Source organism: Sphingomonas turrisvirgatae (genome assembly GCF_001721295.1).
In the GTDB taxonomy this organism is placed as follows: Bacteria; Pseudomonadota; Alphaproteobacteria; order Sphingomonadales; family Sphingomonadaceae; genus Sphingomonas; species Sphingomonas turrisvirgatae.
On record NZ_MDDS01000033.1, the window covers coordinates 1 to 26,544 of the forward strand.

The window sequence follows — 26,544 nt, forward strand, 5'->3', positions numbered from 1 at the left end:
CACACGACTGCACTATTCGACGGAAGCGTCGGCGGGGAAGACGAAAAACCCCCGCCCCGGGCCATCCGGCCGGCGCCGCGTCAGGGTGCTTCCACGCCGCCGTCCGCCCAAGCCGCCGGCGGCTGGCGGATCCAAGTCGGCGCGTTCGGCGATCCGGCCAACGCCCGCCGCGCCGGTGCACAGGCCGCGACCCGCTTCCCCGGACGCCGCATCTTCTACGAACGCGCCGGCAACCTGACCAAGGTGCTGGTCGGCCCCTTCGCCTCCAGCGCAGAAGCGACTCGCGCCTGTGGTTCGTTCAGCCCGTGCGTGCCGACCCGCAGCTGAACGCCAACAGGGCGACCCAACAGACCCGACCGATTTCCCGACGATTCGCCCGATCCCGGCTGCTCGCATGCCAGCCCAGGATCAGCGTGTTAGGAGACGATCCAGGCCGTCCGCGCGATCCCCTGCGCATAGAGCAGCGCGCTAAGGTCGCCATGATCGATCCGCGCGCCCGCCGCCGCCGCGACGATCGGCTTGGCATGATAAGCGACGCCGAGACCCGCCTGCCGGATCATCGCCAGGTCGTTCGCGCCATCGCCGACCGCCATCGTCGCGCTCGCTGCCAGCCCATGCTCGGCCATCGCGTTCAGCAGCGTCGTCTCCTTGGTCCCTGAATCAACGATCGGCTTGGCCACCGCGCCGGTCAGCGCATCGGCCTCGATCAACAGCTCGTTGGCGATCACGCGGTCGAACCCGATCTGCTCGCCCACCGGCTCGGCAAAGCGCGTGAAGCCCCCCGAAACTAGGATCGTCTTCGCGCCGCGCGCCTTCATCGTCTGCACCAGCGTCCGCGCGCCGGGCATCAACTGCACCCGCTCGGCCAGGCAGCGGTCGATCGCATCGGCGCCCAGCCCCTTCAGCAGCGCGACCCGCGCATCCAGCGCCTCGGCAAAGTCCAGCTCGCCGCGCATGGCTGCCTCCGTGACTTCGGCGATTCTGCCCTTGATCCCGGCATAGTCGGCCAGCTCGTCGATGCATTCGACGGTGATCATGGTCGAATCCATGTCGGCGACCAGCAGCCGCTTCTCGCGCTCCGCCACTGGCTGAACGATCACGTCGACGCCCGCGAAAGCGTCCTCCAGCGCGCCGCGCGCCGCATCGGGCGCGGCGTCGAACATCAGGTCGGCGGCAACGCCTTCTTCCAGCACCGTGACGCTCGCCGGGGCGCATCCCGCATCGTTCAGCTTGTCACGCGCGGAGGATAAATCGCCTGCCTCCAGCCGATCCGATGCTATGAGCGTGGCGACGAACATGGCTACTCCCGAACTTCCGAAGGTCGCGCTCATTGCAGGCCCGACCGCCAGCGGCAAGTCCGCGCTGGCGACCGAACTCGCCCGCCGCACCGGCGGCACGGTGATCAACGCGGATTCGGCGCAGGTCTATGCCGAACTTCGCGTCCTGTCGGCCCGTCCTTCGCCGCAAGAGGAAGCGCAGGCGCCGCACCGCCTGTTCGGCCATGTCACGGGCGATCAGGATTATTCCGCCGCGCGCTGGGCAGAGGAAGCGAAGGCCGAGATTGCCGCCGCCCATGCGCGCGGCAGCCTCCCGATCCTCGCCGGCGGAACGGGGATGTATATTCGCACGCTGCTCGACGGCATCGCGCCGGTGCCGGACATCGATCCCGCGATCCGCGCCGAGGTTCGCGCGCTGCCGGTCGTCGAAACCTACCGCCAGCTCAGCCGCCTCGATCCGGCGGCCGCCCATCGCCTCAACCCGGCCGACACCACGCGCATCGCTCGCGCGCTGGAAGTGGTGCGCTCGACTGGTCGACCGCTCGCCGACTGGCAGGCCGAACGCGTTGGCGGGATCGCGGCGACGATCGACCTCGTCCCACTCGTCCTCCTACCGGACCGCGCATGGCTCGCCGAACGCTGTGATCGCCGGCTGGCCGCCATGTTCGACGAGGGCGCGATCGAGGAAGTCCGCGCGCTTCTCGCTCGCGACATCGGCCCCAGCGCGCCGGTTCGCCGCGCGATCGGCGTCGCCGAAATCGCCGCGTTGCTGGAGGGGACGCTCACTCGCGACGACGCGCTCGCCCGCGCCCAGGCCGCCACGCGACAATATGCCAAACGCCAGTATACCTGGTTGCGGCATCAGCCCCCGGCCGACTGGCCGAGGACTGACGCGACAGAAACGTTCAACCGGCTAGATCATTTCGAACGTTTATTACACTGATAAAGCTTGACACGTATTATTGATACGCCTAGCAGCGCGCTTCCCGCAACGATGTTGCAGTGGGACAGACAAGGAGACGACCAGTGGCCGAAAAAAGCGGAGCAGACATCCTGATCGAGGCGCTGACCGACCTCGGTGTGGAGGTCGTGTTCGGCTATCCCGGCGGCGCGGTCCTTCCGATCTATGATGCGATCTTCAAGCAGAAGAAGATCCGGCACATCCTTGTCCGTCACGAACAGGCCGCGACCCATGCGGCCGAAGGCTACGCCCGCTCGACCGGAAAGCCCGGCGTCGTGCTCGTCACCTCCGGCCCCGGCGCGACCAACGCCGTCACCGGCATCACCGATGCGCTGATGGATTCGATCCCGATGGTCGTCATCACCGGGCAGGTCCCGACCGGCCTCATCGGCACCGATGCGTTTCAGGAGGCCGATACGGTCGGCATCACGCGCCACTGCACCAAGCATAATTATCTGGTGAAGGACCCGGCGGCGCTCGGCGCCACGATCCATGAGGCGTTCCACATCGCCACCTCCGGCCGCCCCGGCCCGGTCGTGATCGACATTCCCAAGGACGTTCAGGTCGCCAGCGCGCGCTACACCAAGCCTGGCCCGATCCAGCACAAGACCTATCGCCCGCAGGTCAAGGCCGATCCCAAGCTGATCGAAAGCGCGGTCGAGATGCTGGCCGCGGCCGAGCGCCCGGTGTTCTACACCGGCGGCGGCGTCATCAATGCGGGGCCACAGGCTGCGCAGCTGCTGCGTGAGCTCGCCCGCATCACCGGCGCGCCCGTCACCTCGACGCTGATGGGCCTCGGCGCCTTCCCGGCTTCGTCCGACCTGTGGCTCGGGATGCTGGGCATGCACGGCACCTATGAAGCCAATTATGCGATGAACCAGGCCGACCTGATCATCGCGCTCGGCTCGCGCTTCGATGATCGCGTCACCGGTCGGCTCGACGCCTTTGCCCCGCATGCGCGAAAGATCCATATCGACATCGACCGTTCGTCGATGAACAAGACCGTGCGCGTCGACCTGCCGATCGTCGCCGATGTCGGCCATGCGCTGGAGGACATGGTCCGCATCTGGAAGGCGCGCCAGCATCCCAAACCAGACCTGTCGGACTGGTATGCGCGCATCACCGAATGGCGCGCCAAGAAGTGCCTCGATTTCCCCGAAACGGGCGAAGAGATCATGCCGCAACGCGCGATCCGCGCGCTGTGGGAGGCCACGCGGGACAAGGCGCCGATCATCACGACCGAGGTCGGCCAGCACCAGATGTGGGCCGCGCAGCACTTCCATTTCGAAAGCCCGAACAAGTGGCTGACGAGCGGCGGTCTCGGCACGATGGGCTATGGCCTGCCCGCCGCGATCGGCGCGCAGCTCGGCAACCCCAACGCGCTGGTCATCGACATCGCGGGCGAAGCGTCGATCCAGATGAACATCCAGGAACTGGCGACGGCGACGCAATATCGCCTGCCGGTCAAGATCTTCATCCTCAACAACGAATATATGGGCATGGTCCGCCAGTGGCAGGAACTGACCTATTCCAGCCGCTATTCGGAAAGCTATTCGGACGCCCTGCCGGACTTCGTGAAGCTGGCCGAAGCCTATGGCTGGAAGGGTATCCGGATCGAGGGCAATGACGCGCTCGACGCGGGTATCGCCGAGATGCTGGCCTATGACGGTCCGGTCGTGGTCGACTGCCGCGTGGCAAAGCTCGCCAACTGCTTCCCGATGATCCCGTCGGGCGCGGCACATACCGACATGATCCTTCAGGCGAACGAAGTGTCGGGCGAAATGGACGACGAAGCGAAGGCGCTGGTCTAAGACAATGTATATCAAGGAAGAAACCGCCGAACGGCACACGCTTGCCGTGATCGTCGACAACGAACCGGGCATCCTCGCTCGGATCGCCGGCCTGTTCACCGCGCGTGGCTACAATATCGAAAGCCTGACGGTGTCCGAGATCACGTCGGACAAGTCGGTCAGCCGCATCACCATCGTCACCTCGGCCAGCCCCGCGACGCTCGAGCAGATCGTCGCGCAGCTCGATCGCCTCGTGCCGGTGCACAAGGTCCGCGACCTGACCGCCGAGGGTGAGCATGTCGAGCGCGAGCTGGCGCTGGTCAAGGTTGCCGGCACCGGCGATCATCGGATCGAGGCGCTGCGCCTCGCCGACGTCTATCGCGCCCGCGTGGTCGACGCGACGATCAGCAGCTTCGTGTTCGAGGTGACTGGCGGGACGGAGAAGATCGACAAGTTCATCGAGCTGATGGGCCAGGTCGGCCTGCTCGAAGTCGCCCGCACCGGCATCGTCGCCATCGCGCGCGGCAAGGAAGCGGCCTGAGATTTCCCTCTCCCGCCGGGAGAGGGAGGGAGCCGACGCAGTCGGCGGAAGGGTGAGGGCAGTATGCCGATCACCCTCACCAACTCCGACTGGCCACCCCGGCGAAGGCCGGAGTAGCAAGTCTCCGTATCCTCTCCCACGGGGAGAGGATCTGAAAGGGAAACAGAAGAAATGCGTGTCTATTACGATCGTGACGCCGACCTGAACCTCATCACCGGCAAGAAGATCGCCATCGTCGGCTATGGGTCGCAGGGCCACGCCCATGCGCAGAACCTGCGCGACAGCGGCGTCACGGACGTCGCGATCGCGCTGCGCGCGGGTTCCGCCACCGCCAAGAAGGCCGAGGGCGCCGGGTTCAAGGTCATGTCGACAAAGGAAGCGGCTGCCTGGGCCGACATCCTCATGATCCTCGCTCCCGACGAGCATCAGGCGGCAATCTGGGCCGACGACATCGCCGGCAACATGAAGCCGGGCGCCGCGCTCGCCTTCGCCCACGGTCTCAACGTCCATTTCGGCCTGATCGAGCCGCCGGCCGACATCGACGTCATCATGATCGCGCCGAAGGGCCCGGGCCACACCGTGCGCTCCGAATATGTCCGCGGCGGCGGCGTCCCCTGCCTGATCGCGATCCATCAGGATGCGACCGGCAATGCGCACGACGTCGCACTCGCTTATGCCTCGGGCGTCGGCGGTGGCCGTTCGGGCATCATCGAAACCAACTTCAAGGAAGAGTGCGAGACCGACCTGTTCGGCGAACAGGCCGTGCTGTGCGGCGGCATCACGCACCTGATCCAGGCCGGGTTCGAAACGCTGGTCGAGGCCGGCTACGCCCCCGAAATGGCTTATTTCGAATGCCTCCACGAAACCAAGCTGATCGTCGACCTGCTGTATGAAGGCGGCATCGCCAACATGCGCTATTCGATCTCGAACACCGCCGAATATGGCGACATCACCATCGGCCCGCGCATCATCACCGAAGAAACGAAGAAGGAGATGAAGCGCGTGCTCGCTGACGTCCAGTCGGGCCGCTTCGTCAAGAACTTCGTCCTCGACAACCGCGCCGGTCAGCCTGAGCTCAAGGCCGCGCGCAAGGCCGCCGCCGCGCATCCGATCGAAAAGACCGGGGCCGAACTGCGCGCCATGATGCCGTGGATCGGCGCGAACAAGCTGGTGGACAAGGACAAGAACTAAGCCTCCACCGGCTGCGGAAACGAACGGTTTCCCAGTGATCGTTTGACGGACGCGCAATCTGGCCCAAGATTGCGCGTCCGTTTCGTTTCAGGAGACTCGCCCATGCGCATCCTCGTCGCCGCTCTCGCCCTCACCACGGCCATTGCCACGCCACTCATCGCGCAGCAGGCCGGCACCCCGGGGACCAAGAACACCGCGGCCATCACCGGCGGCACCTATCAGGTCGATCCCAACCACACGCTGGTCAATTGGGAAGTCAATCATCTCGGCATCTCGCCGCTGTGGGGTCTGTTCGGAGGGATCACCGGCACGCTTCAGATCGATCCGAAAAACCCGGGCGCGGCGAAGCTGGACGTGACGATCCCTGTGTCGAAGCTGCAGACGGGCGTGCCGGGCTTCACCGCGCACCTGCTCAAGCCGGCTGGCGAGAACGGCAAGGCCGATTTCTTCGGCGCGAACCCCGCCGACGCCAGGTTCGTCTCGACCAGCGTCGTGGTTGATAGCGACGGTGATGAGGCCAAGGTCGTCGGTAATCTGACGCTGAACGGCGTGACAAAACCAGTGACGCTCGACGTCGATTTCTATGGCGCGGGCAAGATGCCGGCGCAGATGGGCGGCAAGGAGCAAGTCGGCTTCGAAGCCGAAGCGACGATCAAGCGCAGCGATTTCGGGCTGGGCATGGCCGTGCCGATGGTCAGCGACGAGGTCGAGTTGAAGATCGCCGCCGCGTTCCAGAAGTAAATATGGCGCGCCGCGTGGCTCAGGCCGCGCGGCGCAGCTTGCAGAACCCCTCGAACGTCGCCTTCACGCTCGGCGACGCATTGGCGACCAGCCGCCCGACCTGCTCGACGACGCGCTCGCCGTCCTGCGCCGCGTCATGATGCGCCATCGCCCAGGCGCCGAACTCGCGCTCCGCCACGGGTTGCGCCGATAGGACGACCACCGCGCGATGCCGCTTGTCGGCCTGGATCCGCGCCATCGCGGCCAGCACCTTGTCCTCCGGCCCCTCCAGCGCCTGCAGAAAACGCTGCCCGTTCGAATAGAGCAGCCCTGTAATCGCGTCGCGCGTGTTGTTGCGACGCGACGCGGTCAGGATATTGCCCATCGAGATCGTTTCGCCCGGCGTGGCGGAGCTTATGTAAACCAGCTGGAACATGACGATCCCTGTTGTTGAGCCTTCAGCGCTATCCACCATCGGTTTAGATTCAGTGACTTGATCCAGATCATCGGCCCGGGCTGGACAGCGCGCGCGGCTTGCGCCATGAACCCGCCCATGATCGCCACGCACGGCCGCCTGCTTCTTGCACGACTTACGCGCCCTTAGGGCGTGAACCCGCGCGGCTGTTCGCCAGCGCACACGGCCTAAGGGCACCGACGAGCCACCCTGAAAAGCCAATTGCAAGTAGCGAGAGCCACCATGCTGCGCGATCCAAGCATCAAATACCGCCCCTTCCCGCCCATCGTCCTGCCCGACCGGCAATGGCCGAGCCGCACGATCACTAAGGCGCCGCGCTGGCTGTCGACCGACCTGCGCGACGGCAATCAGGCGCTGATCGATCCGATGGATGCGGAAAAGAAGCAGCGCTTCTTCGACCTCATCTGCCGCGTCGGGATCAAGGAGATCGAAGTCGGCTTCCCTAGCGCCGGGGCAACCGAATTCGACTTCATTTCGGGCCTGGTGCGCGAGAACCGCATCCCGGACGACGTGACGGTCCAGGTGCTGACCCAGGCGCGCCGCGACCTTATCGACACCACGTTCGAAAGCCTGCGCGGCGCGAAAACCGGCATCGTCCATGTCTATAATGCGGTCAGCCCCGCCTGGCGCAAGATCGTGTTCGGTATGAGCCGGGACGAGGTGAAGCAGATCGCGATCGACGCCGCGATGATGCTGCGCGACAATGCCGCCGCCCAACCCGATACCGACTGGCGCTTTGAATACAGCCCCGAAACCTTCTCCACCGCCGAGATCGACTTCTCGGTCGAGGTGTGCGCGGCGGTGATGGACGTGCTTCGGCCCACCGCCGACCGGCCGATCATCTTCAACCTGCCCGCCACGGTCGAATGCGCGACGCCCAACGTCTATGCCGACCAGATCGAGTATTTCTGCCGCAACATTCCCAATCGCGACGCCGTGATCGTCTCGCTGCACACGCATAATGATCGCGGGACCGGGGTCGCCGCGGCAGAGCTCGGCATGATGGCCGGCGCCGACCGGGTCGAGGGTTGCCTGCTCGGCAATGGCGAGCGCACCGGCAATTGCGACCTCGTGACCGTCGCGATGAACCTCTACACGCAGGGCGTCGATCCGGGCCTCGACTTCTCCGACATCGACGAGGTGGTGAAGACCGTCGAATATTGCACCAACATCCCGGTGCATCCGCGCACGCCCTATGCCGGCGACCTGGTCTTTACCGCTTTCTCCGGCAGCCATCAGGACGCGATCAAGAAGGGCTTCGCCGCGCAGGAGGCGAAGAACGATACGCTGTGGGAAGTCCCCTACCTGCCCATCGATCCCGCCGACCTCGGCCGCAGCTATGAAGCGGTGATCCGCGTGAATTCGCAAAGCGGCAAGGGCGGCGTCGCCTGGGTGCTGGAACAGGACAAGGGGCTGAAGCTCCCCAAGCGGATGCAGGCCGACTTCAGTCGCCATGTCCAGCGTCTCGCCGACGAAAGCAGCCGCGAGCTCAACGCCGCCGACATCTGGGGCGCCTTCGTCCAGGCCTATCGCCTCGAACAGCCGCAGCGCTTCGCGCTCGGCGCCTATGACGAAACCCGCGCGCCCAATGGCGACCGCATCTTCGCCGGATCAATCGAAGTCGATGGCGTGCAGCAATCGGTCAGCGGTCGCGGCAACGGCCTCATCTCCAGCGTCGTCGCGGCGATCAAGGAGGGCTTCGGCATCGACCTAGACGTGTCCGACTATGCCGAACATGCAATCGGCCACGGCTCGGGCGCACAGGCCGCAGCGTATGTCGAATGCCGCACGCCCGATGGCCGCACCATCTGGGGCGTCGGCATCGATGAAGACGTCGCCACCGCCAGCGTCCGCGCGATCCTCAGCGCGGCGAGCGCGGTCGAGTAACCCGCCGCCCCGCCCCTGTTCCCCTGCGAAAGCAGGGGCCCAGGGTTTCGAGGTACACGGCTATTGGCGCTGGGCCCCTGCTTTGGCAGGGGAACAAAGGAGCGATCGAATGGAGAAAGCCGGCTATGTCTACATCATGGCCAGCCGCCGCAACGGCACGCTCTATATCGGCGTCACCAGCGACCTCCTCGCCCGCGCCCATCAGCACCGCAACAAGCTGATCGACGGCTTCACAAAGGAGCATGACTGTACGCTCCTGGTCTGGTTCGAAGGTCACGGCGATATCGAAGCCGCCCGCACTCGTGAGCTGCAGATGAAGCGCTGGAAACGGGCGTGGAAAATCGAGTTGATCGAGCGCGAAAATCCGCAATGGAGAGACTTATATGCCACCCTCTTCTAACTCGTTCCCCTGCGAAAGCAGGGGCCCAGGATCACAAGGGACGCCCCTCGCGGCCCTGGGCCCCTGCTTTCGCAGGGGAACTTGAAGGCAGAGCATGTCGGTAGTTGAACGACCCCCGCTCCCCTGCGAAAGCAGGGGCCCAGAGTCACGCTGCACACGCTGTTAGCCTGGGCCCCTCCCTACCGCAGGGAACCGAACTGGAAAGACATGACCCGCTCCCCCCTCGCCACCCCCTTCCCCACGCTGCCGGCCATCCCAGGCGTCACGATCCGCACCGCCCGCGCGCGGTACAAGACGTGGGACCGCTGCGACCTCACCTTCGTCACGCTGGATGAAGGCACCTCCGTCGCCGGCGTCACCACCACCAGCAAATGTCCTTCGCCCGAAGTGGAATGGTGCCGCGACGCGCTGGTTCTCGGCCGCGCTCGCGCGCTCGTCGTGAACGCCGGCAACAGCAACGCCTTCACGGGAACACGCGGACGCGCGGCGGTCGAGGCGATTGCCGCGCGGGTCGCCGGGCACCTCGGTTGCCAGCCGTCCGACGTGTTCGTCTCGTCCACCGGCGTGATCGGCGTGCCGCTGCCGATCGACAAGGCCGAAGCCGGCCTCGACGCCGCCTTCGCCGCCCAGCCCTGCGGCTGGGAGGATATGGCGAAAACGATCGGCACCACCGACACGTTCGAAAAGGGCGCGGTCACCACCGCCATCGTCGGCGGCCGGACCGTTCGCCTCGTCGGCGTCATCAAGGGCAGCGGCATGATCGCGCCCGACATGGCGACGATGCTCGGCTACATCTTCACCGATGCTGCGGTCGATGCCGCCTTCCTTCAGCGCGCCTTGTCCGACGCGAACGCCCGCAGCTTCTCGTGCATCACGGTCGACAGCGATACCTCGACCAGCGACACCGTCCTCGCCTTCGCCACCGGCGCGGCGAGCAATGTGTCCCTGGCCGACGACGACAGCGACGGCGCAGACGCCTTTCGCGCCGCGCTCGCCGACCTGTGCCTGCAACTCGCGCATCTCGTCGTCCGTGATGGCGAGGGCGCGAGCAAGTTCATCCGCATCGATGTCGATGGCGCTGAAAGCGACGCCAGCGCACACCGCATCGCGCTCAGCATCGCCAATTCGCCGCTGGTCAAGACCGCGATCGCCGGCGAGGACGCCAATTGGGGCCGCATCGTCATGGCCGTGGGCAAGGCCGGCGAACCCGCCGACCGCGACCGCCTCGCCATCACCTTCGGCGGCGTTCAGGTGGCCTCGGGCGGCCTGGCGGTCGAGGGCTATGACGAAGCTCCCGTCGCCGCGCATCTCAAGGGTCAGGACATCGACATCGGCGTCGATCTGGGCCTGGGCGAGGGCCGCGCCACGGTTTGGACCTGCGACCTCACGCACGGCTACATCTCGATCAACGCCGACTATCGCAGCTGAACGGCAGATAAGCCGCGTGTCGCGCCGAGTTCAGCTATGGCGCGTTATCCTCCGTCAGAGCCGACCGAACAGCACGGGCGGCATGATGTAGGAGAGCCAAGCCATGCGTATTCTCGTTCTAGCCACCGCCGTGGGCGCCGCGGTCGTCGCCGCCCTCACCCCCGCGCCCGCCGAGGCCCAGCGCTACGGCTATGGTCGCGGCGAAGTTCGACAGGAGCAGCGCGAATGCCGTCGTGAGTTGCGCAACGCGCGCAACCGCTACGAATATCGCCGCGAACTGCGCGAATGCCGCCGCGAGATCGCGCGTGCCCGGGCCGGCCATCGCGACGGCTGGCGCGGCGACGATCGCCGCCGCTGGGATGACCGCCGACGCCATGACAACCGCCGCGGGGGCTATTATCGCGGCTATTGATCCGCCAAACGAAAACGGGCGGCGCCTGACGGTGCCGCCCGTTCCTTATTGCCTGCCGGCCGTGTGGCTCAGACGACGCTTTCGATCCATGCCTTCAGCTTGGACTTGGTATTGATGTCCTGGATGCCGACCTGCTGTGCGATCTTCTGCCCGTCCTTGTAGACGAACAGCGTCGGGATGCCGCGAATGCCGAGGCTGCCCGGCGTGTCCGGATTTTCCTCGATATTCAGCTTGGCGATCGTCACCTTGTCGGCGAGCTCCTCGGACAGTTCGTCCAGGCTCGGGCCGATGATCTTGCACGGGCCGCACCATTCCGCCCAGAAATCGACCAGCACCGGCTTGTCGGACTTCAGGACATCGGCTTCGAAGCTTGCATCGGTAACGGCCTTGGCCATCGGGAATCTCCTTTTACGTTGACGGCAAGGTAGGCAGGGCGCGCGCCGCCCTCAAGCACCCGCCGCCAAACTTTGCTCGTCCGCAACGAAGCCCGGCTTGTGCGCCGCGATCGTCGCGTCGGGCAGCGCGAACAGCACCGGCCCGGCCGTATAGAGCAACCCCGCCTCGATCCGCCGTCCCGGAAACACGACTTCCAGCGCCGCGACATAGGCCGCCATCTGCCGCACATGATAGGGCGGCACCTCGTCCAGCGACCCCGGCGCGCGTCGCCCGGTCTTGAAATCGACCACCAGCACGCGTGTGTCCGTCACCAGCAGCCGGTCGGCGGTTCCCGAAACGACATGCCCGCCCGGCACCACTGCCGCGATCGGCGCTTCGGCCAGCGCGTCCGGCCCGAACAGCTCGGCAAAGCGCGCGTCACCGATGACCGCCAGCGCTGCAGCCGCCAGTTCTGACCGCGTCGGGGCATCCTCGACCCCGCCTGCCCCGGCCAGCCAGCGGTCTGCCGCCCCGGCCCGCGCCTGCGCATCCACCGCCGGCAGCCGCTCCAGCAGCGCATGGATCAACCGCCCGCGCTCCGCCGCTGCACGCAATGCAGGTCCGGGCGGCGGATCGCTCACCAGGTCCTCGCCGATCGACGATGGTGCCAGGGGCCGTGGCGGCCGCGCCTCGGCCGGTGCCGCGCGCTGCACCCATTCCGGTAACGCAACCCGCTCGGGCGCGATCGCGCCAGCACCGGCGCGGCGCGTCACCGGCGGCTGCGGATCATGCCCGACGAACACCGCTTCGCCCTCACCCGCCTCGACGCCGAGCGTCGCGAACGCCGCCTTGGCCGCCGCATACCAGCTCAGCGCCGGCGGCTCGCCCTTGCACCGGGGCCCCAGCGCGCCGGCGATCACCAGCCGCTCCTCCGCGCGCGTCGCCGCGACATAGAATAGCCGCCAATGCTCCTCCAGCTCGCGCGCATCGGCCTGCGCCACCACCGCATCGACCGGCCCGCCGCGCTCCGCCTTGCCCGGCCGGAACACTGGGAAAGGCGGCCCGTCATGGCCCTCGGGTGCCCATTTCACGAAGTCATGGACCTTGTTCCCGCCCGCCGGGTCGGCGCAGGCGTCGGCCAGGATCACCAGCGGCGCCTGCAATCCCTTCGCGCCGTGCGCCGTCATCACCCGCACCGCCGCCTGTGGCTGCGCGCTGTCGCGCACGATCTCGACATCGCCGCGATCGAACCAGTCCAGAAAGCGCTGCAAGGTCGGCGTCGCCAGCCCCTCGAACCCCAGCGCCGCGGTCAGCAATTCCTCCACGGGATCGAGCGCTTCCTTGCCCAGCCGCCGCAACAGCTTGCGTCGCCCGTCCAGCGACCCGGACAGCAGATGCTCCAGGAACCGGTACGGCGTCATGAAATCCGCCCGCGCCAGCAGGTCGTACAGCGCCGCCAGTCGCTCATCCGCCTGCGTCGCGCGCAGATGCCGCCACAAACTCCCCCGCTCGCGCAGCGCCGCGTCCATCAACTCGTCCTGCGTCCACCCGATCAGCGGCGAGACCAGCAGCGCGGCGAGCGACAGGTCATCGTCCGGCTGCAACGCAAAGCGCACCGCCGCCAGCAGGTCCTGAACGGCAAGCGGCGCGTTCAGCCGCAGCCGGTCCACCCCCGCCACCGGCACCCCCTCGGCATACAGCCGCGCCACCAGCAACGACGCCAACTCACCGCGCCGCTTGACCAGGATCATCACGTCCTCGGGCCGCAGCGTGCGCCCCTTGCTCTCCAGTTCCAGCGTGCCGATCCACGCCTTGATCTGCCGCGCGATGCGATTTGCGACCTCGCGCGTCGCATCATCGACCCAGCTTTCCTCGTCCTCGGGATCGCCGCCTGCCACCACCGGCGGCCACAACACCACCGTGCCCGGCCCCTCGACCCGGCTGGCGTGAACCTCGGTTTCGGTGCCCATTCCCGGCTCGGGCAACGCCGCCACCGCCGCGTCGACGAACGCCAGCACCGGCGCGGTCGATCGGAACGAATGCGTCAGCGAGAGCCGCGCCAGCGCCCCGTCCGAGCGCGCCGAGAAATGCTGCTCCGCCGCCGCGAAATTGACCGGATCGGTCCCCTGAAAGCCAAAGATCGCCTGCTTGTAATCGCCCACGGTGAACAGCGTGCGCACTTCCTCGCCATGCGCGCCCTCGCCGGCAAAGAACTCGTCGGCCAGCGCGCGCACGATGCGCCATTGCGACACGTTGGTATCCTGCGCCTCGTCGATCAGCACATGGCTCGTCGCCTGATCCAGCTTGAAGCGGATCCAGTCGCCCATCCCCGGCTGATCCAGCAGCGCGACGGTCTTGCCGATCAGGTCGTCGAAATCGACCGCGCCCACACGCCGCTTCGCCGCCTGGTACGCCGCCGCATATTCCCGCCCCGCGCCAAGTCCCATCGCCAGCAGATCGGCATAGCCTGCTCGCGCGACCATCCCCAGCACGCCCGAGCACGCCTCACCCAGTTCGACCAGCAGCTCGGCATAGTCCGCATCCAGCGCGATCAGCTTCGCCGAGGCCTTGCGCGGCTCGTCCTTCGCAGTCAGCGCCAGCTTCTTGAGTTCGCCCAGCATCGCCACCCGCTCGGCCGGCGCCGCCGCCAGCCACGCCGCCGCGACCGCCGCATCCTTCTGCCCCGTCGCCGTGCCCCAGGCATGGTTCGCGTCCGCGATCCGCTTCAGCGCCGCCACGTCGAAATTGTCGTCCGAACACCATTCTGCCGCCGCCGCGGCCACATCGCCCTGCGGCAGGCCCAGCGCGCGCCGCACGAACGGCTGCAAGCCGGAGGGCAATGCCGCCATCGCATCCGGCGCGCGCGCGCAGGCGTTCAGGAACGCTTCGGCCTTCCCCTCACCCAGCCGCAGGCTCAGCGCACCGACCGCGTCGATCAGCCCCTCGCGCCCCTCTCGCCCGGCATCCGCCAGCATCTCGGCCAGCGTCTCGCGTGCCAGCGCCGTCTCCTCGCGCGCCTCCAGCGGCCGGAAGCCCGGCGTAAGGCCCGCCTCGACCGGGAAGGCCGACAGCAACGTCTGGCAGAAACTGTGGATCGTCTGGATGCGAAGGCCCCCGCCCGGCGCGTCGAGCACCTTGGCAAACAGCGTGCGGGCAAAGGCGACGCGCTCGGGCGAGAAATCCTCACCCAGCGCCGACAAGTCCGCCGCCACCTCGACCGGCTTGGCGCGCACCCAATGCGCCAGCCGCCCGCTGACCCGCGCCGCCATCTCTGCCGCGCCGGCCTTGGTGAAGGTCAGGCACAGAATTGCGCCGGGATCGACCCCACGCAGCAGCAGGCGGAACACGCGCGCCGCCAGCACCTGGGTCTTGCCCGTCCCCGCGCTCGCCGACAGCCACACGCTCGCATCCGGCTGCGACGCCGCCGCCTGATTGCCCGCCAGCGGCGGCAGCGCACCAGCGCTATTCCCCGACATGTGCCGCTCCGAAGACCTGGTTCACGCAAAGGCGCGAAGGCGCGAAGTAGGAAGAGATTGGTTCACGCAGAGACGCAGAAAGCAAATTACTCGCGCGAAGCGCTTCTACCTCGTCGCCGATCCAAGCTGCACGGAAGGAGGAAGGAAAGCCGCTGGCGCGGCAGGACGGCAGCTCTGCGCCCTCCGCGTCTCTGCGTAAAACCTCACTTCCTTCTTCTTCGCGCCTTCGCGCCTTCGCGTGAACCATTTCTTCTCTAAGCCAGCACGACCGAACGCCCGTCACGACCGCCGCTCCCGCCCATACCATTCGTCCCGCCGCATCAGCTGGTCATATTCGGCATAGGGCGCATATTCGGGATGCAGCTTCGCCACGAACGCCGCCCCGCCGGTCAGGTACGTCCCCGCCGTCTCGGCAAACCGCTCCAACGCGTTCGGCACGAAATCCTCGGGCTTCATCCGGCCATATTTCTCGCCCGCATCCACCGGCGTCGCGACATAGCCGAACTCGCCCCCCTTGCGCGCCAGCGACCAGTATTCGAAACACGTCGCGCGCCCCGAAATCCCCTCGAACCCGCCACGCTCGGCAATCAGGCCCAGCAGGCCCAACTGCAAGGAATAGCCCGCCTTCACCGCCTTGGTGCTCGGCGGCTGGCCGGTCTTGTAATCGACGATGCCCAGCGTCCCGTCGCCCAGCCGGTCGATCCGGTCGAACTTGCCCATCAGCGTCACGCCCGCGACGTCGATCCGCCCATCCTTCTCCACGTCCAGGATACGCCGCTCGGGCCGCGCCGCCATCTCGCGCACGATCCAGCGGACCGCCTCGATCAGGCGCGGCTGCCACAGCGAGCGCATCATCGGGTGCGCGCTCGCCAGCATGGTGAGTACGCGCGGCTCCAGCGCTTGCGGATCGCACTCGTCCTGCGTCTTCCACTTTTCCAGCACGTCATGCACAGCCGTCCCGCGCCACGCCGCGCTGGGGTCGGCGTCCACCGGATCCAGCTGCCGCAGCCGCAACATCCGCTTGGCGTAGAAGGCGTAGGGGTCCGCCTTCAGCCGATCGACATCGGTCACCGGGATCAGCCTCGGCCGCAACGCGACCGGCGGACATGGCTCGGGTCGGACGGCAGGCAGATGCTCGTGCGGATCGTCGATCTCGCGCGCCCAGCCTTCCAGTTCCTCCGCGCGATCCAGCCCGCCTGACAGCGCTTCCAGCCGAAGCCAAAACCGCGACGCGATCGTCGGCGCGCCCGCGTCGCGCCGTGCCCGCGTCAGCAACACCTCGCGCGCGCCCAGCCCCTGCGCCAGGTCGTGCGCCGCCAGCCCGATGCGCCGCTCCAGCCCCGGCAGGCCCAGCTCAGCGCGGATGCGCGGCGCGAGCCACGGATCGGGCGCGGGCAGGCCCGGCCACACCCCTTCGTTCAGCCCGCCCAGCACCAGCAGGTCGGCGGTCTGCAGCCGCGCCTCGATTACGCCATAGATCGCCAGTCGCGGATGCCCGCCCTGTGGCGGCCGCACGGCGATTTCCTCCATCAGCGTTCGCAGCATCGCCGCCAGGCTCGCCGGCTCGACCAGCGCCGGGCCATGCCCTGCCTCGCGCTCCAGATCGTGGAGCAGCGCCGCCGCCGCGCGCCCCTCGGCGCGCGACCACAGCGCGTCGCCGCACAGCACCGTGGCCGACTCCCGCAATTGCGCCAGCAGCGCGCTCAGCGGTGCAGGCCCCCCGGCGAACAGCGCCTCGACCGGCTCCAAAAGCGGCCGCACGGCCGTTGACCACCAGTGCGACGCTGCTGCCCAACGTCCGCCCTGCACCGCCTGATCGTTCCCCTGCGAAAGCAGGGGCCCAGGGCCACCAGCGACGTGCTCGCCGCTCTGGACCCCTGCTTTCGCAGGGGAACGAAGGCTTTCCAGATGCGCGTCTATCCCTACCAGTCCCGCCGCCGGACGCGGCCCGCGCAAGGCAAGATCGAGCGCCCGCGCGCCTTCCAGCCAGTCGAGCCGATCCTCGCCCGCCGCCACCAGCGGATGCTTCAGCAGCGCCAGCAACGCCAGCGGCGCGAACGCCTGCGCGCCCGCTTCGGCCAGCGCCAGCAACAGCGTGCCGGGCGGCAGGCTGGACAGCGGCTGGCCCGCCGTATCATCGATCGCCAGCCCCCATCGCGCGCAATGCGCGGCAACCCGTCGGGCCAGCGCGCGGTCGGGCGTGACCAGCGCCGCCGTGCGCCCCGGCGTTTCCAGCGCCTCGCGCATCGCCAGCGCGATCGCCTGCGCTTCTTCCGCCGGCGTCGCCACTTCCAGTGCGCGCACCCCGCTCAGCCGGCGCTCGGCGGCGGGCAGCTCGCTCCACCCCTTGGTCAGTTCGGCTGGCATCATCGCGCTCGCGATGGCCTTGCTCCGCGCAGGCGGCGCATCCAGCTCGGTCGCGACCTTCCACGGATCGATCTCGCCGCGCTGCACGCCCATCCGCTCGATCAACAGCTTCAGGTGGAATTGCGGATGCGTTTCCAGGCTTCGCTGGCGCCGCCCGGTCACCGCATCGGCCTCGAACGGCCCAAGCATGTCCCACTCGGCCTCGTCCATCCCCAGGTCCACGCCCGAGAACACCACCATTCCGCCCGACAGGCCGGCGACGACGCGCAGCAGCCGTGCAATCGCCGGGGCCGACGTCGTGATCCCCGCCGCGCATACAAACCGGCCGGGCGGATCGTCGCGCCACCGCCTCGCCACCCGGTCGAGCAGGCGATTGCGCCGCTCGGCCAGGTCGATCCGCCCCAGCCGCTGCAACTCGCGCGGCCAGGCGTTCAGCACGATCTCGAACAGGTCCAGCGACCGCTGCCAATGTTCCGACAGTTCGCCGACGGCCACGTCCCGCATCGCGCGCGGATCGACTTGCTCGACCAGCAACTGGTCCAGCGTCCGCGCGAGGTCGCCCGCCAGCCGCACCGCCTCCGCCGTATCGATCCCCGGCTTGCCCGCCAGCACCAGCCGCGACAGGATCAGCCGCCGCTGCAGCGGATCGACCGCCGGCGGCACCGGATCGGCTTCGTCCGCGGGGTCGAGGAACGGCCCGGCCGACTCATCCAGCTCGGGATCGCCCACTGCCACCATGCGCGGCAGCAACAGCCCGCCCTCGCTCGCGCGCACGAACGCGTCGGTAATCGCCCGCTTGGCGCGATTGGTCGGCACCAGCACGATCCCGCGCGCCAGCCGCATCGGGTCGCCGCCGAACCGGCGGATCAACCCTTGCGCCAGCGCATCGGCAAAGGCGCGATGCGGCGGGATCGAATAGAGGTTCAGGCCGGTCGTCATGCGCTCGCCGACCCTAACGACGCTCGATGGCCTGGCAAGCGGTCGTCATTCGACAGCTGTGGATGGAATGTCGAACCGTCGGTGCGCTTCAACGCTCGATGTTGGTCGGTTTGGTCACGGCCGACATTGCAGCGGGCGGGTCCGTCAGCCGCTTGTCGCGGTGCTATAAATGAAGTCGCACGCGCTCGAACGCACGCAAATCTGCGACTTCTACCCGCAATTTTCCTACATGAACCTATTTGGCTATAACCTCGTCATGCCAGGACATTCTGAAACCCAATGTCGAAACTTCACCCGTCCGCCAGCACTGCCTCGGTTGCAGCAATCGCCGGCGGCGTGCCGACATCGAACCACAGCCCCTGGTGGACGACGCCCCACGCCCGTCCCGCTTCGATCGCCCGCTCCCAGAACAAGTTGGTCGAGAACGGCCCCTCCGGCCAGTCGCGGATCACGCGGGGCGACAGGATCTGCACGCCGGTGAACACGAACGGCGCGAGCCGCCCCACCTTGCGCCGCCCGGTGATGCGGCCGAACGCGTCCAGGTGGAAATCGCCCTGCCCGCCATGGTTGTTGGCCCGCGCGAGCGGCACCAGCAGCAGCAGCGCGTCCATCGATGCGTCATCCCATGCCGCCGCCAGCTGGCGGATCGCATCGATCGGCCCGTCGACCCACAGATTGTCGCTGTTGACGCAAAGGAATGGCTGATCGCCCAGCGCCTCGCGCGCCTGAACCAGCCCGCCGCCCGTTTCCATCAGCTGCCGGCGCTCGTCGGACACGACGACCTCGATATCCTTGACGCGATGGCTGACATGCGCCTCCAGCGCGTCGGCAAGATAGTGGACATTGACCACCGCACGCTCGACCCCGGCGCTGCGCAACCGGTCGAACACATGATCGATCAGCGGCTTGCCCGCCACTTCGATCAGCGGCTTGGGACGCATCGCGGTCAGCGGTCGCATCCGCTTGCCCAGGCCGGCGGCCATGACCATCGCGGTCCTTGGCACCGCCGCCTGCGGCAGCGGCCGGATCGCCAGCGTCTTCTTGATGCTCATGCCGTTACCGTCATGGGATCGCCACGCAGCTGCGGCGGAATGTTGGCGTCGAACCATGCGGCGACCGGGCCGAGTGCCGGGTGCTTGAGGTCTCGCTCCAGATACCCCCACACGCGCGGGCACAGCCCGGGATAGCGCGGCTTGCCGTCGCGCTGCCACAGCCGCGTGAAGATGCCGATGATCTTCGCATTCCGCTGCGCGCCCAGCACGTGATAGGCGTCGAAGAACCGCTCGTCCGCGCCGGTGATCCGCCGATACCGGTCGAGCAGCGCGGCCTCCAGATCGGCGTGCACGTCGCGCCGCGCGTCCTGCAACAGCGATACCAGATCATAGGCCGCATGGCCCGCCAGCGCGTCCTGGAAATCAAGCAAGCCCAGCGTTTCGCTGCCCTCGATCAGCATGATGTTCTCGGCATGATAGTCGCGCAGCACGGTCACCGCCGCCCCGTTAAGAACGGGTACCAGCACCGCGTCCCAAGCCGCGACATAGCCGTCGACATCCACCTCCAGCCCGACGGCGGGGCAATACCAGTCGGTCAGCAGCGCCGCCTCGCGCTGATAGACGTCGCGGTCATATGGACCCACATCGGCCGCGCCATGCTCGCGCAGCCGGATCAGCAGGTCGACGGCTTCCTCGTACAGCCGCAGCTCGCTCTCGGGCGCGGCGTCCACCGTCTCACGCATCCGGGCGTCGCCGAAATCCTGCAACAGCACCAGGCCCTCGGTCAGATCCTCGCCATAGATTTCGGGCGCCGCAAATCCCTTGCCCGTCAGCCAGCGTGCGATGTTGATGAAGGGGCGCGGGTCTTCATGCGGCGGCGGCGCGTCCATCAGGATCGCGCTGCGCCCCGGCGCCTGAACGCGGAAATAGCGGCGGAACGACGCGTCACCGGCGAGCGGCAGGATTTCCCCGTCCCCCCAACCGATATTTGCCAGAAACTGCTGCGCCGCGGCGGGCGGATTCATGTCAGGGGCCATCGGTCCTTCCATGCCGCCGGCACCTTCGCTGTCAAGCCGCGCGCGCCATCCGGCAAGATCGTCAGGCTCAGCCACAGCGCGTCGGCCCAATAGGATTCGTCGAACCGCTCCGGCCACTCGACCAGCAGCAGCGAATCGTACCGCGCGTCGTCCAGCCCCAGCTCATCAGCCTCTGCGGGGTCGTCGATGCGATACAGATCGACATGCAGCACCGGCAACCGAACTTCGGGCGGCGCGTACGGCTGCACGATCGCAAAGCTCGGGCTCGGCGCCTCCTCTTCCAACCCGAGCGCCGCGAGCAGGCCGCGCGCGATGCTGGTCTTGCCGGCACCCAATTGGCCGGACAGCGCAATCACATCGCCAGGCCGCACGACCTTCGCCAGCCCCGTGCCCAGCGCCAGCGTCGCCCTCAGGTCCGCCAGCCGCATCATCCGCGCGGCAACTCCACCACGACCATCGTGCCCTGTCCCGGCTCGGAAACCAGCTGGATCGTGCCGCCATGTGCTTCGACGAATTGCTTGGCGAGCGGCAATCCCAGCCCCAGTGCGCGATCGCCGCCGCGGCTGATGCCGGGCTGCACAAACCGGTCGAACGCCTTGGCTGCCAGTTCGCGCGCCATGCCCGGACCATCGTCCGAAACCACGATCCGCGCGCCGCGCTCGGTGCCGTCGACATGCAGCAGCACGCGGCCCCGCTCCGGCAACGCGGCGACGGCATTGCGCAGCAGATGCTCGATCGCCTGACGGATGCGGCGGCGGTCGCCCCGAACCGTGCCTGCCGTCCCGTCGATCTCGACCGCCAAGTCGATCCGCTTTGCCTTCGCCTGCGGCATCACCGACTCCGCCGCCGCCTGTGCGGCCAGTTCCAGATCGACGCCCGTCTTTTCCATCGTGTCGTCGCGCGTCAGGTCGAGCACGTCGTCAACCAGATCGCTCAGCCGCGCGACCGAGGTCAGGATCGCCTCGGCATACTCCACCGCGCTGTCCGGCAGCGGCCCGGCATAGCCGCCGTGCAGCATCTCGGCGAACCCCTGGATCGAGGTCAGCGGCGTGCGCAGCTCATAGCTCATATTGGCGACGAATGCGGTCTTCACGCGATCCGCCGTTTCCAACGCCTCGTTCTTTTCGCGCAGCGCCGCCTCGCTGCGTCGCCGGTCCGAGATGTCGAGCATCGTGAACAGCGCGTTGCCATCGGGCAGCGGCACCGCCGCCACCTCGAAATGCCGGCCATCGGCAAGCTCGATCGTGGCGCCGCGCTGCTGCCGCTCGACCGTCGCAGCACGGATCAGTTCGGCGAACAGGCCGGCTCGGCCAGGATTGGCTAGCCGCGGCGCTGCGGCTCGCGCCAGCGCGTCGATCCGCGGATGGCTGGTGACGAAACTCTCCTCAAAGCCCCAGGTCTGGCGGAAGCGATTGTTCCACAGCTGCAGCCGTCCATCGGCCGCAAACACGCCCAGCGCCTCGAACAGATTGTCGAACGTCGCCGTCCGCACGCGCAGCAGCGTGTCGCGCGCGCTCGCCAGTTGAACCTGCTCGGTCAGATCCTCGAAGATGACCAGCAGCCCGCCCTCGGGCAGCGGCTGGGCCACGACGCGCAGATGCGTTCCGCCCGGCAGCGTCCAGCTCTCCTCGGTCGCTCCCTCAGCCGCGCGGAACCACTCGCGCCGATCCGCCTTCCACCCCGGGAAGTCGCGCACCACTGGCAGCCGGTTCGCCTCGCGCATCCGTTCCAGCACGCGGTCGAACTCGGGCCGGTCCGCCAGCCATTCGTTGCGCATCTCGAACATGCGCCGGAACGGCTGGTTGCAGAATGTCAGCGTGCGCTCCGCACCGAACTGAACGACCCCGGCGGACAGCCGGTCCAGCATCGCGCGCTGCGCCTCGCCCGCTCGCTTCAGACCCGCACGCGCCTGCTCCAGCTCCTCGACATCGACCGCAAAGCCCGCGACGCCTCCGGTCGGCAACGGCACGTCGTGGATGTGCAGCATCCGCCGCGAACCCGATATGGTGGCGGGCAGCTTGACCATCCGTGGCCGCCCGGCCTCGCGCGCCGCGCTCGCGCTCGCCAGCGGGCCACCCGGGGCCGAGGCGTCGACGAGCTCCAGCCCGGCCGCCACCACGGTTTCGGCGTCACGGCCATCGACTGCCGCGACATAGGCATTATTGACCATCGCAAGCTTCAAGGTCGCATCACGATACCACATCGGCATCGGCGCCGATTGGATGAGGCCGGTCAGCGCCTCGAACGCATCGCGATACCTCGCTGCCTCCTGCGACAGCCGCGTCACTTCCTGCTGCGACTCCGTGGCGTCAAAGAACCAGATCACCACCCCGCCCGGCGCACGCACGCTGTCGGGCGCACGCTGGCCGATCGCCAGCAGGGTGCGCGCCGACCCCTTCGCCCGCACGATCACGCGAAACGGACGCGCGGCCTTTTGCGCCGCCGCGATCTCCCGCTCCAGCACCTTGCCTTCGGATGCCTCGAACACGGCCTCGTTGCCGACGATCTCGTCAAGCTGGCCCGGCACCGCGTCGAACCCAAGCAGGTCGGCTAGCCGGCGGGGCAGCTCGACTCGGCCATCGGCCCGCACCACCATCGCCGCGGCCGGGCTCTGTTCGGTCAGCGCCTCCAGCCTGGCATGCGAAGCCGTGGCACGCGCAGCAGCGGCTCGCGCCCGCAGGCCCACGAACAGCGCCACCCCCGCGCCTGTCAACAGCAGCGCGAGCACCGCCCCGGCGATCGTCAATGAAATCTGCGAAACCTGGATCACCGCGGCCCTCAACCCTTGGTAAACGCATAGGAGTGCGCATCGGCGGCTGGCAAGCGCTCGAACGCCGCGAGCGGCACATCGCGACTAGCTGCGTCGGAATCTCGTCGAAACGAAAAAGGGGCCGGATGAGAATCCGGCCCCTTCGTTCGGGTCAACTGATCGATGCGATCAGAAGATCTTCGCCTTGAACCCGGCGTACAGATACCGGCCGATCGCACTGACCGGATAGTTGGACAGACCGATATCCGGCTTGCTGTCGAACAGGTTGTTCGCACCGGCATAGAAGGTGAAACGATCGTTGACATCGACGGCCAGCTGGATTTCATGCTCCCAGCGCGGCTTCACGTACAGATATTCAGGCAAGGTGATATCGGGATCGTCCCGCGTATCCTCTACCGAATAACGCAGCGTCTTCGAGAAGTAGTTGACGCCATAGTTGAGCGTGAAGTTGTTGTACTTCCACGTCAAGTCGGCATTGCCGCTGAACTCCGGTGCCGAACCTTCCAGGCGATCGTCGTCGATGTTCGCGCCCGGCGTCGGGATGAACTCCAGCTTGTGGAGGTAGTTCGCAGCGACGCGCAGGTTGAACGTGCCCAGCGAACCCGGGCTGAAGCGATAGTTCAGCACCACGTCGAGACCTTCGGTGTCGAAGTTCGCGACGTTCGCCGGCGTCAACAGATAGTTGGCGATATAGCCCGTGGTCGGATCACGGGTCAGGTTCGCGCAATAGCTGTTGTTGATCGATGGCTGATCGACGCACAGTTCGGCAAGTTCCCGCGCCGTTGGCGTGTTGATCGCCTGGCGGATGCGGATGTCATACCAGTCCGCTGCGATCTGCAGGCCCGGCACGAAGCTGGGACGCAGCACGAGGCCGGCCGTCCAGGTTCGGGCCGACTCTTCCTGCAGGCTGCTGTTGCCACCCGCACGGCCGAGCAGGCTCGTGTTTTCAGGCGAAATCGCATCGCCTGCGGGGTCGAACGTTGCCGGGTTGATCCCCAGCGAGTTGAGGATCGCGGTGCAGTTGGCTTGGCGCGACGTTGGCGAAACACCACCGGTAATGCGATCGATGCCGCATGGATCGGCGATGAACGCATAGGTGCCGGACGCCGGGCTGAACAGTTCGCTCAGGTTCGGCGCACGCACCGACTGGCTCAGCGTGCCGCGGAACGTGATGTCGCGGATCGGCGAATAGACGCCGTTGACGCTCCATGTCGTCGTCTTGCCGACGGTCGAATAGTCTGAAAGGCGGATGGCGCCGCCGACCGAGAGCACTTCGGCGAACCGCTGGTCGCGAAGGATCGGGAAGTCGATTTCGCCGAAAGCCTCGGCGACGTCGAACGAGCCGCGCTCGGCAAATGCCTGCGAGCTGTCGAGCAGCAGGCCGGCCTGCGTCCATTCGGACGGATCGAAGCGAAGGCTCTCGCTGCGATACTCACCGCCGACGGCAAAGGCGACCGGACCGCCCGGCAGGTTGAAGAACGAACCGGTGTTGCCGCGGATCGAGCCCGAAACGACATGCTGGCGAAGCCGCAGGCGCTCAAGGTCATCCACGAATACGAAGTCCAGCGCGGCCTGGCTCGGCGCACCTGAACCCATGATGTTGAGCGGCACGCACTGGCTCGGCGAGAACGTCACCGCCGCGCCCTCGTAATTGCCGGTGGCAGGATTGAGCGTGCCGTACTGCTGCGTCGCGATATAGCCGAAATTCTTGATCAGCGTCTCGCCAGGGCGGCTGATGCGGCAGCTCACGCCGCCCGCGCCGTTGCTGACCGAATCGATCGCGGCATAATAGCGATCGCGCACGCGCGACTGCGACAGGGCGCTCGCCTCGAGCTGGCCGAACGTATAGGACAGCTCGTAACGCAGGTTGCTCGCCAGCTCGCCATCCGCGCCGACAACCGCCCGGATCGTCTCACGATCCGACTTTGCACGACGAACGCCGAAGTCGAAGTGATCGCGGCCGAGCAGCAGCGCGTCACCCACGACAGCCGAGCCGAAACGCTCGTTCAGGAAGTAGTTGTCGCCATAAATCTGGACGTACAGGTCATAGACCGGCTGCGAATAGGTTTCCGCCTTGGTCCGCGCATATTTCGCGTTGGCGAACAGGCGCAGCGCAGGGCTGACTTCAAAGCTGCCCAGCAGGTTGGCGACGTGACGCTCGTTCTGCGGGTTGGTGTCGCCGAAGTAGATTTCCTGCAGGGTCGAGTCGCCACCGATGGTGAACGGCTCGTTACGGACATAGGTGCCGGGATCATAGACCTTGCCTTCGCCGGTGAAGTCCGGAACGAAGTCATAGTCGAGGTCGAACGCGCCGCCCGGCGACGTGTCCGCCCAGCGTAGGCCGGTCAGCGGGAGAAAATCAGGCGTCGTCGGATCCGCATCGAACGGATCTGCCTGGTTGGCGACGAAGCGATAACGCGGGCCGGCGCGACCATAGCCCAGGCGCTGAGTCTGACTGAAGCGATCGCTGGTGGCGTATTCATAGGCAAGCGTGACGTTGCCACGGCCATCGGCGAAATTCTTGCCGGCGGTTAGCCCGATATATTGATTGCCCGAATCCCCGCGCTGCGAGATGCCAACCTGTCCACGTGCGCGGAAGCCCTCGAAGTCTCGCTTCATCACGAAGTTGACCACGCCCGACACGCCGTCGGCACCATAAACCGCGGACGCGCCGCCGGTCAGCACATCGACTCGCTCGATCAGGTCGAGCGGGATGGTGTTGATGTCCACAGCGGCGCTGCTCGGCAGACCGGCCACGTGGCGACGGCCGTCAACCAGCACCAGCGTGCGCTGCGTGCCAAGGTTACGCAGGTTGAGATAGGTACCGCCGACCGTCAGCGCCGAGCCATAGTTGGAACCCGAGGTGTCCGAGGTCGTCGCCGATCCCAGCAGCGCCGGCGAGTCCACCAGGATGTTGACGACGTCCGTCTTGCCGGAGAGCTCGATGGTCTCGGAATCGAAGGTCTGGATCGGGTTGGGAGCCGCGAACTCGGGACGCGCAATGCGCGAGCCGGTCACGATGATCGAGTCATCCTCCTGCGTTGCAGCCGTCTCGGCGGCAGGCGCGTCCTGCGCAGCGGCCGGGTTCGAAAGAACAGCGAGCGACAATGCACTCAGCGAGGAAGCGATGAGGAAGCTCTTGCGAGAGCTCACGCGATTTAGACGCATACAAGTTCCCTTTTATACTGGACCCCTCCCCGCCCGATTATCTTCTGCTCTGCCCGGCAGTCCTCGTTGCGCCTTCGAAGGGCCACTCCGCAACCCGCGCAAGTTAATATTCGGCTCGCTGTGCCAAATCGGCAACACTCTGATGAGGCGCAAGGAAAAGGGGCGCTTGCCGTCGCCGGCAGCGCCCCTCTCGTTTCAGCTTGCGCCGGGTTCAATAGCGATAGTGGTCGGGTTTGAAGGGGCCTTCGACGGGGACGCCGATATAGTCGGCCTGGCGCTGGGTGAGTTTGGACAGCTTGACGCCGAGCTTGTCGAGGTGGAGCGCGGCGACCTTTTCG

Annotated in this window: 21 protein-coding genes; 10 read left to right on the top strand and 11 right to left on the bottom strand. The window is 67.1% G+C overall.

Going from position 1 to position 26,544, the window contains the following annotated elements; all coding sequences use genetic code 11:
- Positions 1–327, top strand: a 327-nt coding sequence (locus BFL28_RS12585) for an SPOR domain-containing protein (protein WP_131818646.1), incomplete at its 5' end; no start/stop codon positions are given.
- Positions 328–416: 89 nt separating this feature from the next.
- Here the strand turns inward: BFL28_RS12585 and serB are convergent.
- Complete coding sequence (serB, locus tag BFL28_RS12590) at positions 417–1,298, bottom strand: phosphoserine phosphatase SerB (RefSeq protein WP_069320900.1); 882 nt, start codon at positions 1,296–1,298, stop codon at positions 417–419.
- Here serB and miaA point away from each other — a divergent pair.
- The 5 genes from miaA (at position 1,297) to BFL28_RS12615 (ending at position 6,501) form a co-directional block, all read left to right on the top strand.
- A complete protein-coding gene (gene miaA / locus BFL28_RS12595; protein ID WP_069320917.1) occupies positions 1,297–2,220 on the top strand; it encodes a tRNA (adenosine(37)-N6)-dimethylallyltransferase MiaA in 924 nt (307 codons plus the stop codon). The two genes, serB and miaA, sit on opposite strands and share 2 nt — an antisense overlap.
- An 83-nt stretch (positions 2,221–2,303) precedes the next feature.
- Positions 2,304–4,049, top strand: a complete 1,746-nt coding sequence (locus BFL28_RS12600) for an acetolactate synthase 3 large subunit (RefSeq protein ID WP_069320901.1) — start codon at positions 2,304–2,306, stop codon at positions 4,047–4,049.
- 4 nt (positions 4,050–4,053) lie between these two features.
- Positions 4,054–4,569 (top strand): acetolactate synthase small subunit, encoded by a 516-nt coding sequence (gene ilvN / locus BFL28_RS12605; RefSeq protein WP_069320902.1) that lies wholly within the window; start codon positions 4,054–4,056, stop codon positions 4,567–4,569.
- Between the two features lie 171 nt (positions 4,570–4,740).
- A complete protein-coding gene (gene ilvC / locus BFL28_RS12610; protein WP_069320903.1) occupies positions 4,741–5,760 on the top strand; it encodes a ketol-acid reductoisomerase in 1,020 nt (339 codons plus the stop codon).
- A gap of 102 nt (positions 5,761–5,862) precedes the next feature.
- Entirely contained in the window at positions 5,863–6,501 is a 639-nt protein-coding gene (locus BFL28_RS12615) for a YceI family protein (RefSeq protein WP_069320904.1), read from the top strand.
- A 19-nt stretch (positions 6,502–6,520) separates the two neighbouring features.
- On the opposite strand, the gene BFL28_RS12620 is transcribed toward BFL28_RS12615, so the two are convergent.
- Positions 6,521–6,916, bottom strand: coding sequence for a BLUF domain-containing protein (locus BFL28_RS12620; RefSeq protein WP_069320905.1), 396 nt, complete (start codon positions 6,914–6,916; stop codon positions 6,521–6,523).
- A 261-nt stretch (positions 6,917–7,177) separates the two neighbouring features.
- Here BFL28_RS12620 and leuA point away from each other — a divergent pair, with 261 nt between their 5' ends.
- From leuA to BFL28_RS12640, 4 genes are all read left to right on the top strand, one after another.
- Entirely contained in the window at positions 7,178–8,842 is a 1,665-nt protein-coding gene (leuA, locus tag BFL28_RS12625) for a 2-isopropylmalate synthase (protein ID WP_069320906.1), read from the top strand.
- Positions 8,843–8,951: 109 nt separating this feature from the next.
- A complete protein-coding gene (locus tag BFL28_RS12630; protein WP_069320907.1) occupies positions 8,952–9,242 on the top strand; it encodes a GIY-YIG nuclease family protein in 291 nt (96 codons plus the stop codon).
- A gap of 207 nt (positions 9,243–9,449) precedes the next feature.
- The gene (gene argJ / locus BFL28_RS12635; RefSeq protein ID WP_069320908.1) at positions 9,450–10,670 is read left to right on the top strand and encodes a bifunctional glutamate N-acetyltransferase/amino-acid acetyltransferase ArgJ; all 1,221 of its coding nucleotides are present in this window, start codon (positions 9,450–9,452) and stop codon (positions 10,668–10,670) included.
- A 103-nt stretch (positions 10,671–10,773) separates the two neighbouring features.
- Positions 10,774–11,082: a hypothetical protein gene (locus tag BFL28_RS12640; protein ID WP_131818647.1), complete on the top strand. Its 309-nt coding sequence runs from the start codon at positions 10,774–10,776 to the stop codon at positions 11,080–11,082.
- 68 nt (positions 11,083–11,150) lie between these two features.
- On the opposite strand, the gene trxA is transcribed toward BFL28_RS12640, so the two are convergent.
- The 9 genes from trxA to BFL28_RS20225 form a co-directional block, all read right to left on the bottom strand.
- A complete protein-coding gene (trxA, locus tag BFL28_RS12645; protein WP_069320910.1) occupies positions 11,151–11,477 on the bottom strand; it encodes a thioredoxin in 327 nt (108 codons plus the stop codon).
- A gap of 51 nt (positions 11,478–11,528) precedes the next feature.
- Positions 11,529–14,933, bottom strand: a complete 3,405-nt coding sequence (gene addA, locus BFL28_RS12650) for a double-strand break repair helicase AddA (RefSeq protein ID WP_069320911.1) — start codon at positions 14,931–14,933, stop codon at positions 11,529–11,531.
- A gap of 279 nt (positions 14,934–15,212) precedes the next feature.
- Positions 15,213–18,239 carry a double-strand break repair protein AddB gene (gene addB / locus BFL28_RS12655; protein ID WP_069320912.1) on the bottom strand — a complete coding sequence of 1,009 codons (3,027 nt, stop codon included), beginning with the start codon at positions 18,237–18,239 and terminating at the stop codon, positions 15,213–15,215.
- A 290-nt stretch (positions 18,240–18,529) separates the two neighbouring features.
- Entirely contained in the window at positions 18,530–19,291 is a 762-nt protein-coding gene (locus tag BFL28_RS12660; protein WP_069320913.1) for a nucleotidyltransferase family protein, read from the bottom strand.
- The gene (locus BFL28_RS12665; protein ID WP_173655743.1) at positions 19,288–20,256 is read right to left on the bottom strand and encodes an aminoglycoside phosphotransferase family protein; all 969 of its coding nucleotides are present in this window, start codon (positions 20,254–20,256) and stop codon (positions 19,288–19,290) included. Before BFL28_RS12665 ends, BFL28_RS12660 begins: the two co-directional genes overlap by 4 nt.
- Entirely contained in the window at positions 20,253–20,696 is a 444-nt protein-coding gene (gene tsaE / locus BFL28_RS12670) for a tRNA (adenosine(37)-N6)-threonylcarbamoyltransferase complex ATPase subunit type 1 TsaE (protein WP_069320918.1), read from the bottom strand. Before tsaE ends, BFL28_RS12665 begins: the two co-directional genes overlap by 4 nt.
- Positions 20,696–23,038, bottom strand: a complete 2,343-nt coding sequence (locus BFL28_RS12675) for a PAS domain-containing sensor histidine kinase (protein ID WP_069320915.1) — start codon at positions 23,036–23,038, stop codon at positions 20,696–20,698. The genes tsaE and BFL28_RS12675 overlap by 1 nt, the downstream gene beginning before the upstream one ends.
- Before the next feature lie 168 nt (positions 23,039–23,206).
- Positions 23,207–26,191, bottom strand: coding sequence for a TonB-dependent receptor domain-containing protein (locus tag BFL28_RS12680; protein WP_241527320.1), 2,985 nt, complete (start codon positions 26,189–26,191; stop codon positions 23,207–23,209).
- 226 nt (positions 26,192–26,417) lie between these two features.
- A partial coding sequence (locus BFL28_RS20225; RefSeq protein ID WP_131818648.1) for an adenosylhomocysteinase occupies positions 26,418–26,544 on the bottom strand: 127 nt, incomplete at its 5' end.

Bases quoted from the DNA above. Each gene is read 5' to 3' on its own strand.
- miaA (WP_069320917.1), top strand. From the start codon at position 1,297: ATGGCTACTCCCGAACTTCCGAAGGTCGCGCTCATTGCAGGCCCGACC.
- serB (WP_069320900.1), bottom strand. From the start codon at position 1,298: ATGTTCGTCGCCACGCTCATAGCATCGGATCGGCTGGAGGCAGGCGAT.
- ilvN (WP_069320902.1), top strand. From the start codon at position 4,054: ATGTATATCAAGGAAGAAACCGCCGAACGGCACACGCTTGCCGTGATC.
- ilvC (WP_069320903.1), top strand. From the start codon at position 4,741: ATGCGTGTCTATTACGATCGTGACGCCGACCTGAACCTCATCACCGGC.
- BFL28_RS12615 (WP_069320904.1), top strand. From the start codon at position 5,863: ATGCGCATCCTCGTCGCCGCTCTCGCCCTCACCACGGCCATTGCCACG.
- BFL28_RS12620 (WP_069320905.1), bottom strand. From the start codon at position 6,916: ATGTTCCAGCTGGTTTACATAAGCTCCGCCACGCCGGGCGAAACGATC.
- leuA (WP_069320906.1), top strand. From the start codon at position 7,178: ATGCTGCGCGATCCAAGCATCAAATACCGCCCCTTCCCGCCCATCGTC.
- BFL28_RS12630 (WP_069320907.1), top strand. From the start codon at position 8,952: ATGGAGAAAGCCGGCTATGTCTACATCATGGCCAGCCGCCGCAACGGC.
- argJ (WP_069320908.1), top strand. From the start codon at position 9,450: ATGACCCGCTCCCCCCTCGCCACCCCCTTCCCCACGCTGCCGGCCATC.
- BFL28_RS12640 (WP_131818647.1), top strand. From the start codon at position 10,774: ATGCGTATTCTCGTTCTAGCCACCGCCGTGGGCGCCGCGGTCGTCGCC.
- trxA (WP_069320910.1), bottom strand. From the start codon at position 11,477: ATGGCCAAGGCCGTTACCGATGCAAGCTTCGAAGCCGATGTCCTGAAG.
- addA (WP_069320911.1), bottom strand. From the start codon at position 14,933: ATGTCGGGGAATAGCGCTGGTGCGCTGCCGCCGCTGGCGGGCAATCAG.
- addB (WP_069320912.1), bottom strand. From the start codon at position 18,239: ATGACGACCGGCCTGAACCTCTATTCGATCCCGCCGCATCGCGCCTTT.
- BFL28_RS12660 (WP_069320913.1), bottom strand. From the start codon at position 19,291: ATGAGCATCAAGAAGACGCTGGCGATCCGGCCGCTGCCGCAGGCGGCG.
- BFL28_RS12665 (WP_173655743.1), bottom strand. From the start codon at position 20,256: ATGAATCCGCCCGCCGCGGCGCAGCAGTTTCTGGCAAATATCGGTTGG.
- tsaE (WP_069320918.1), bottom strand. From the start codon at position 20,696: ATGCGGCTGGCGGACCTGAGGGCGACGCTGGCGCTGGGCACGGGGCTG.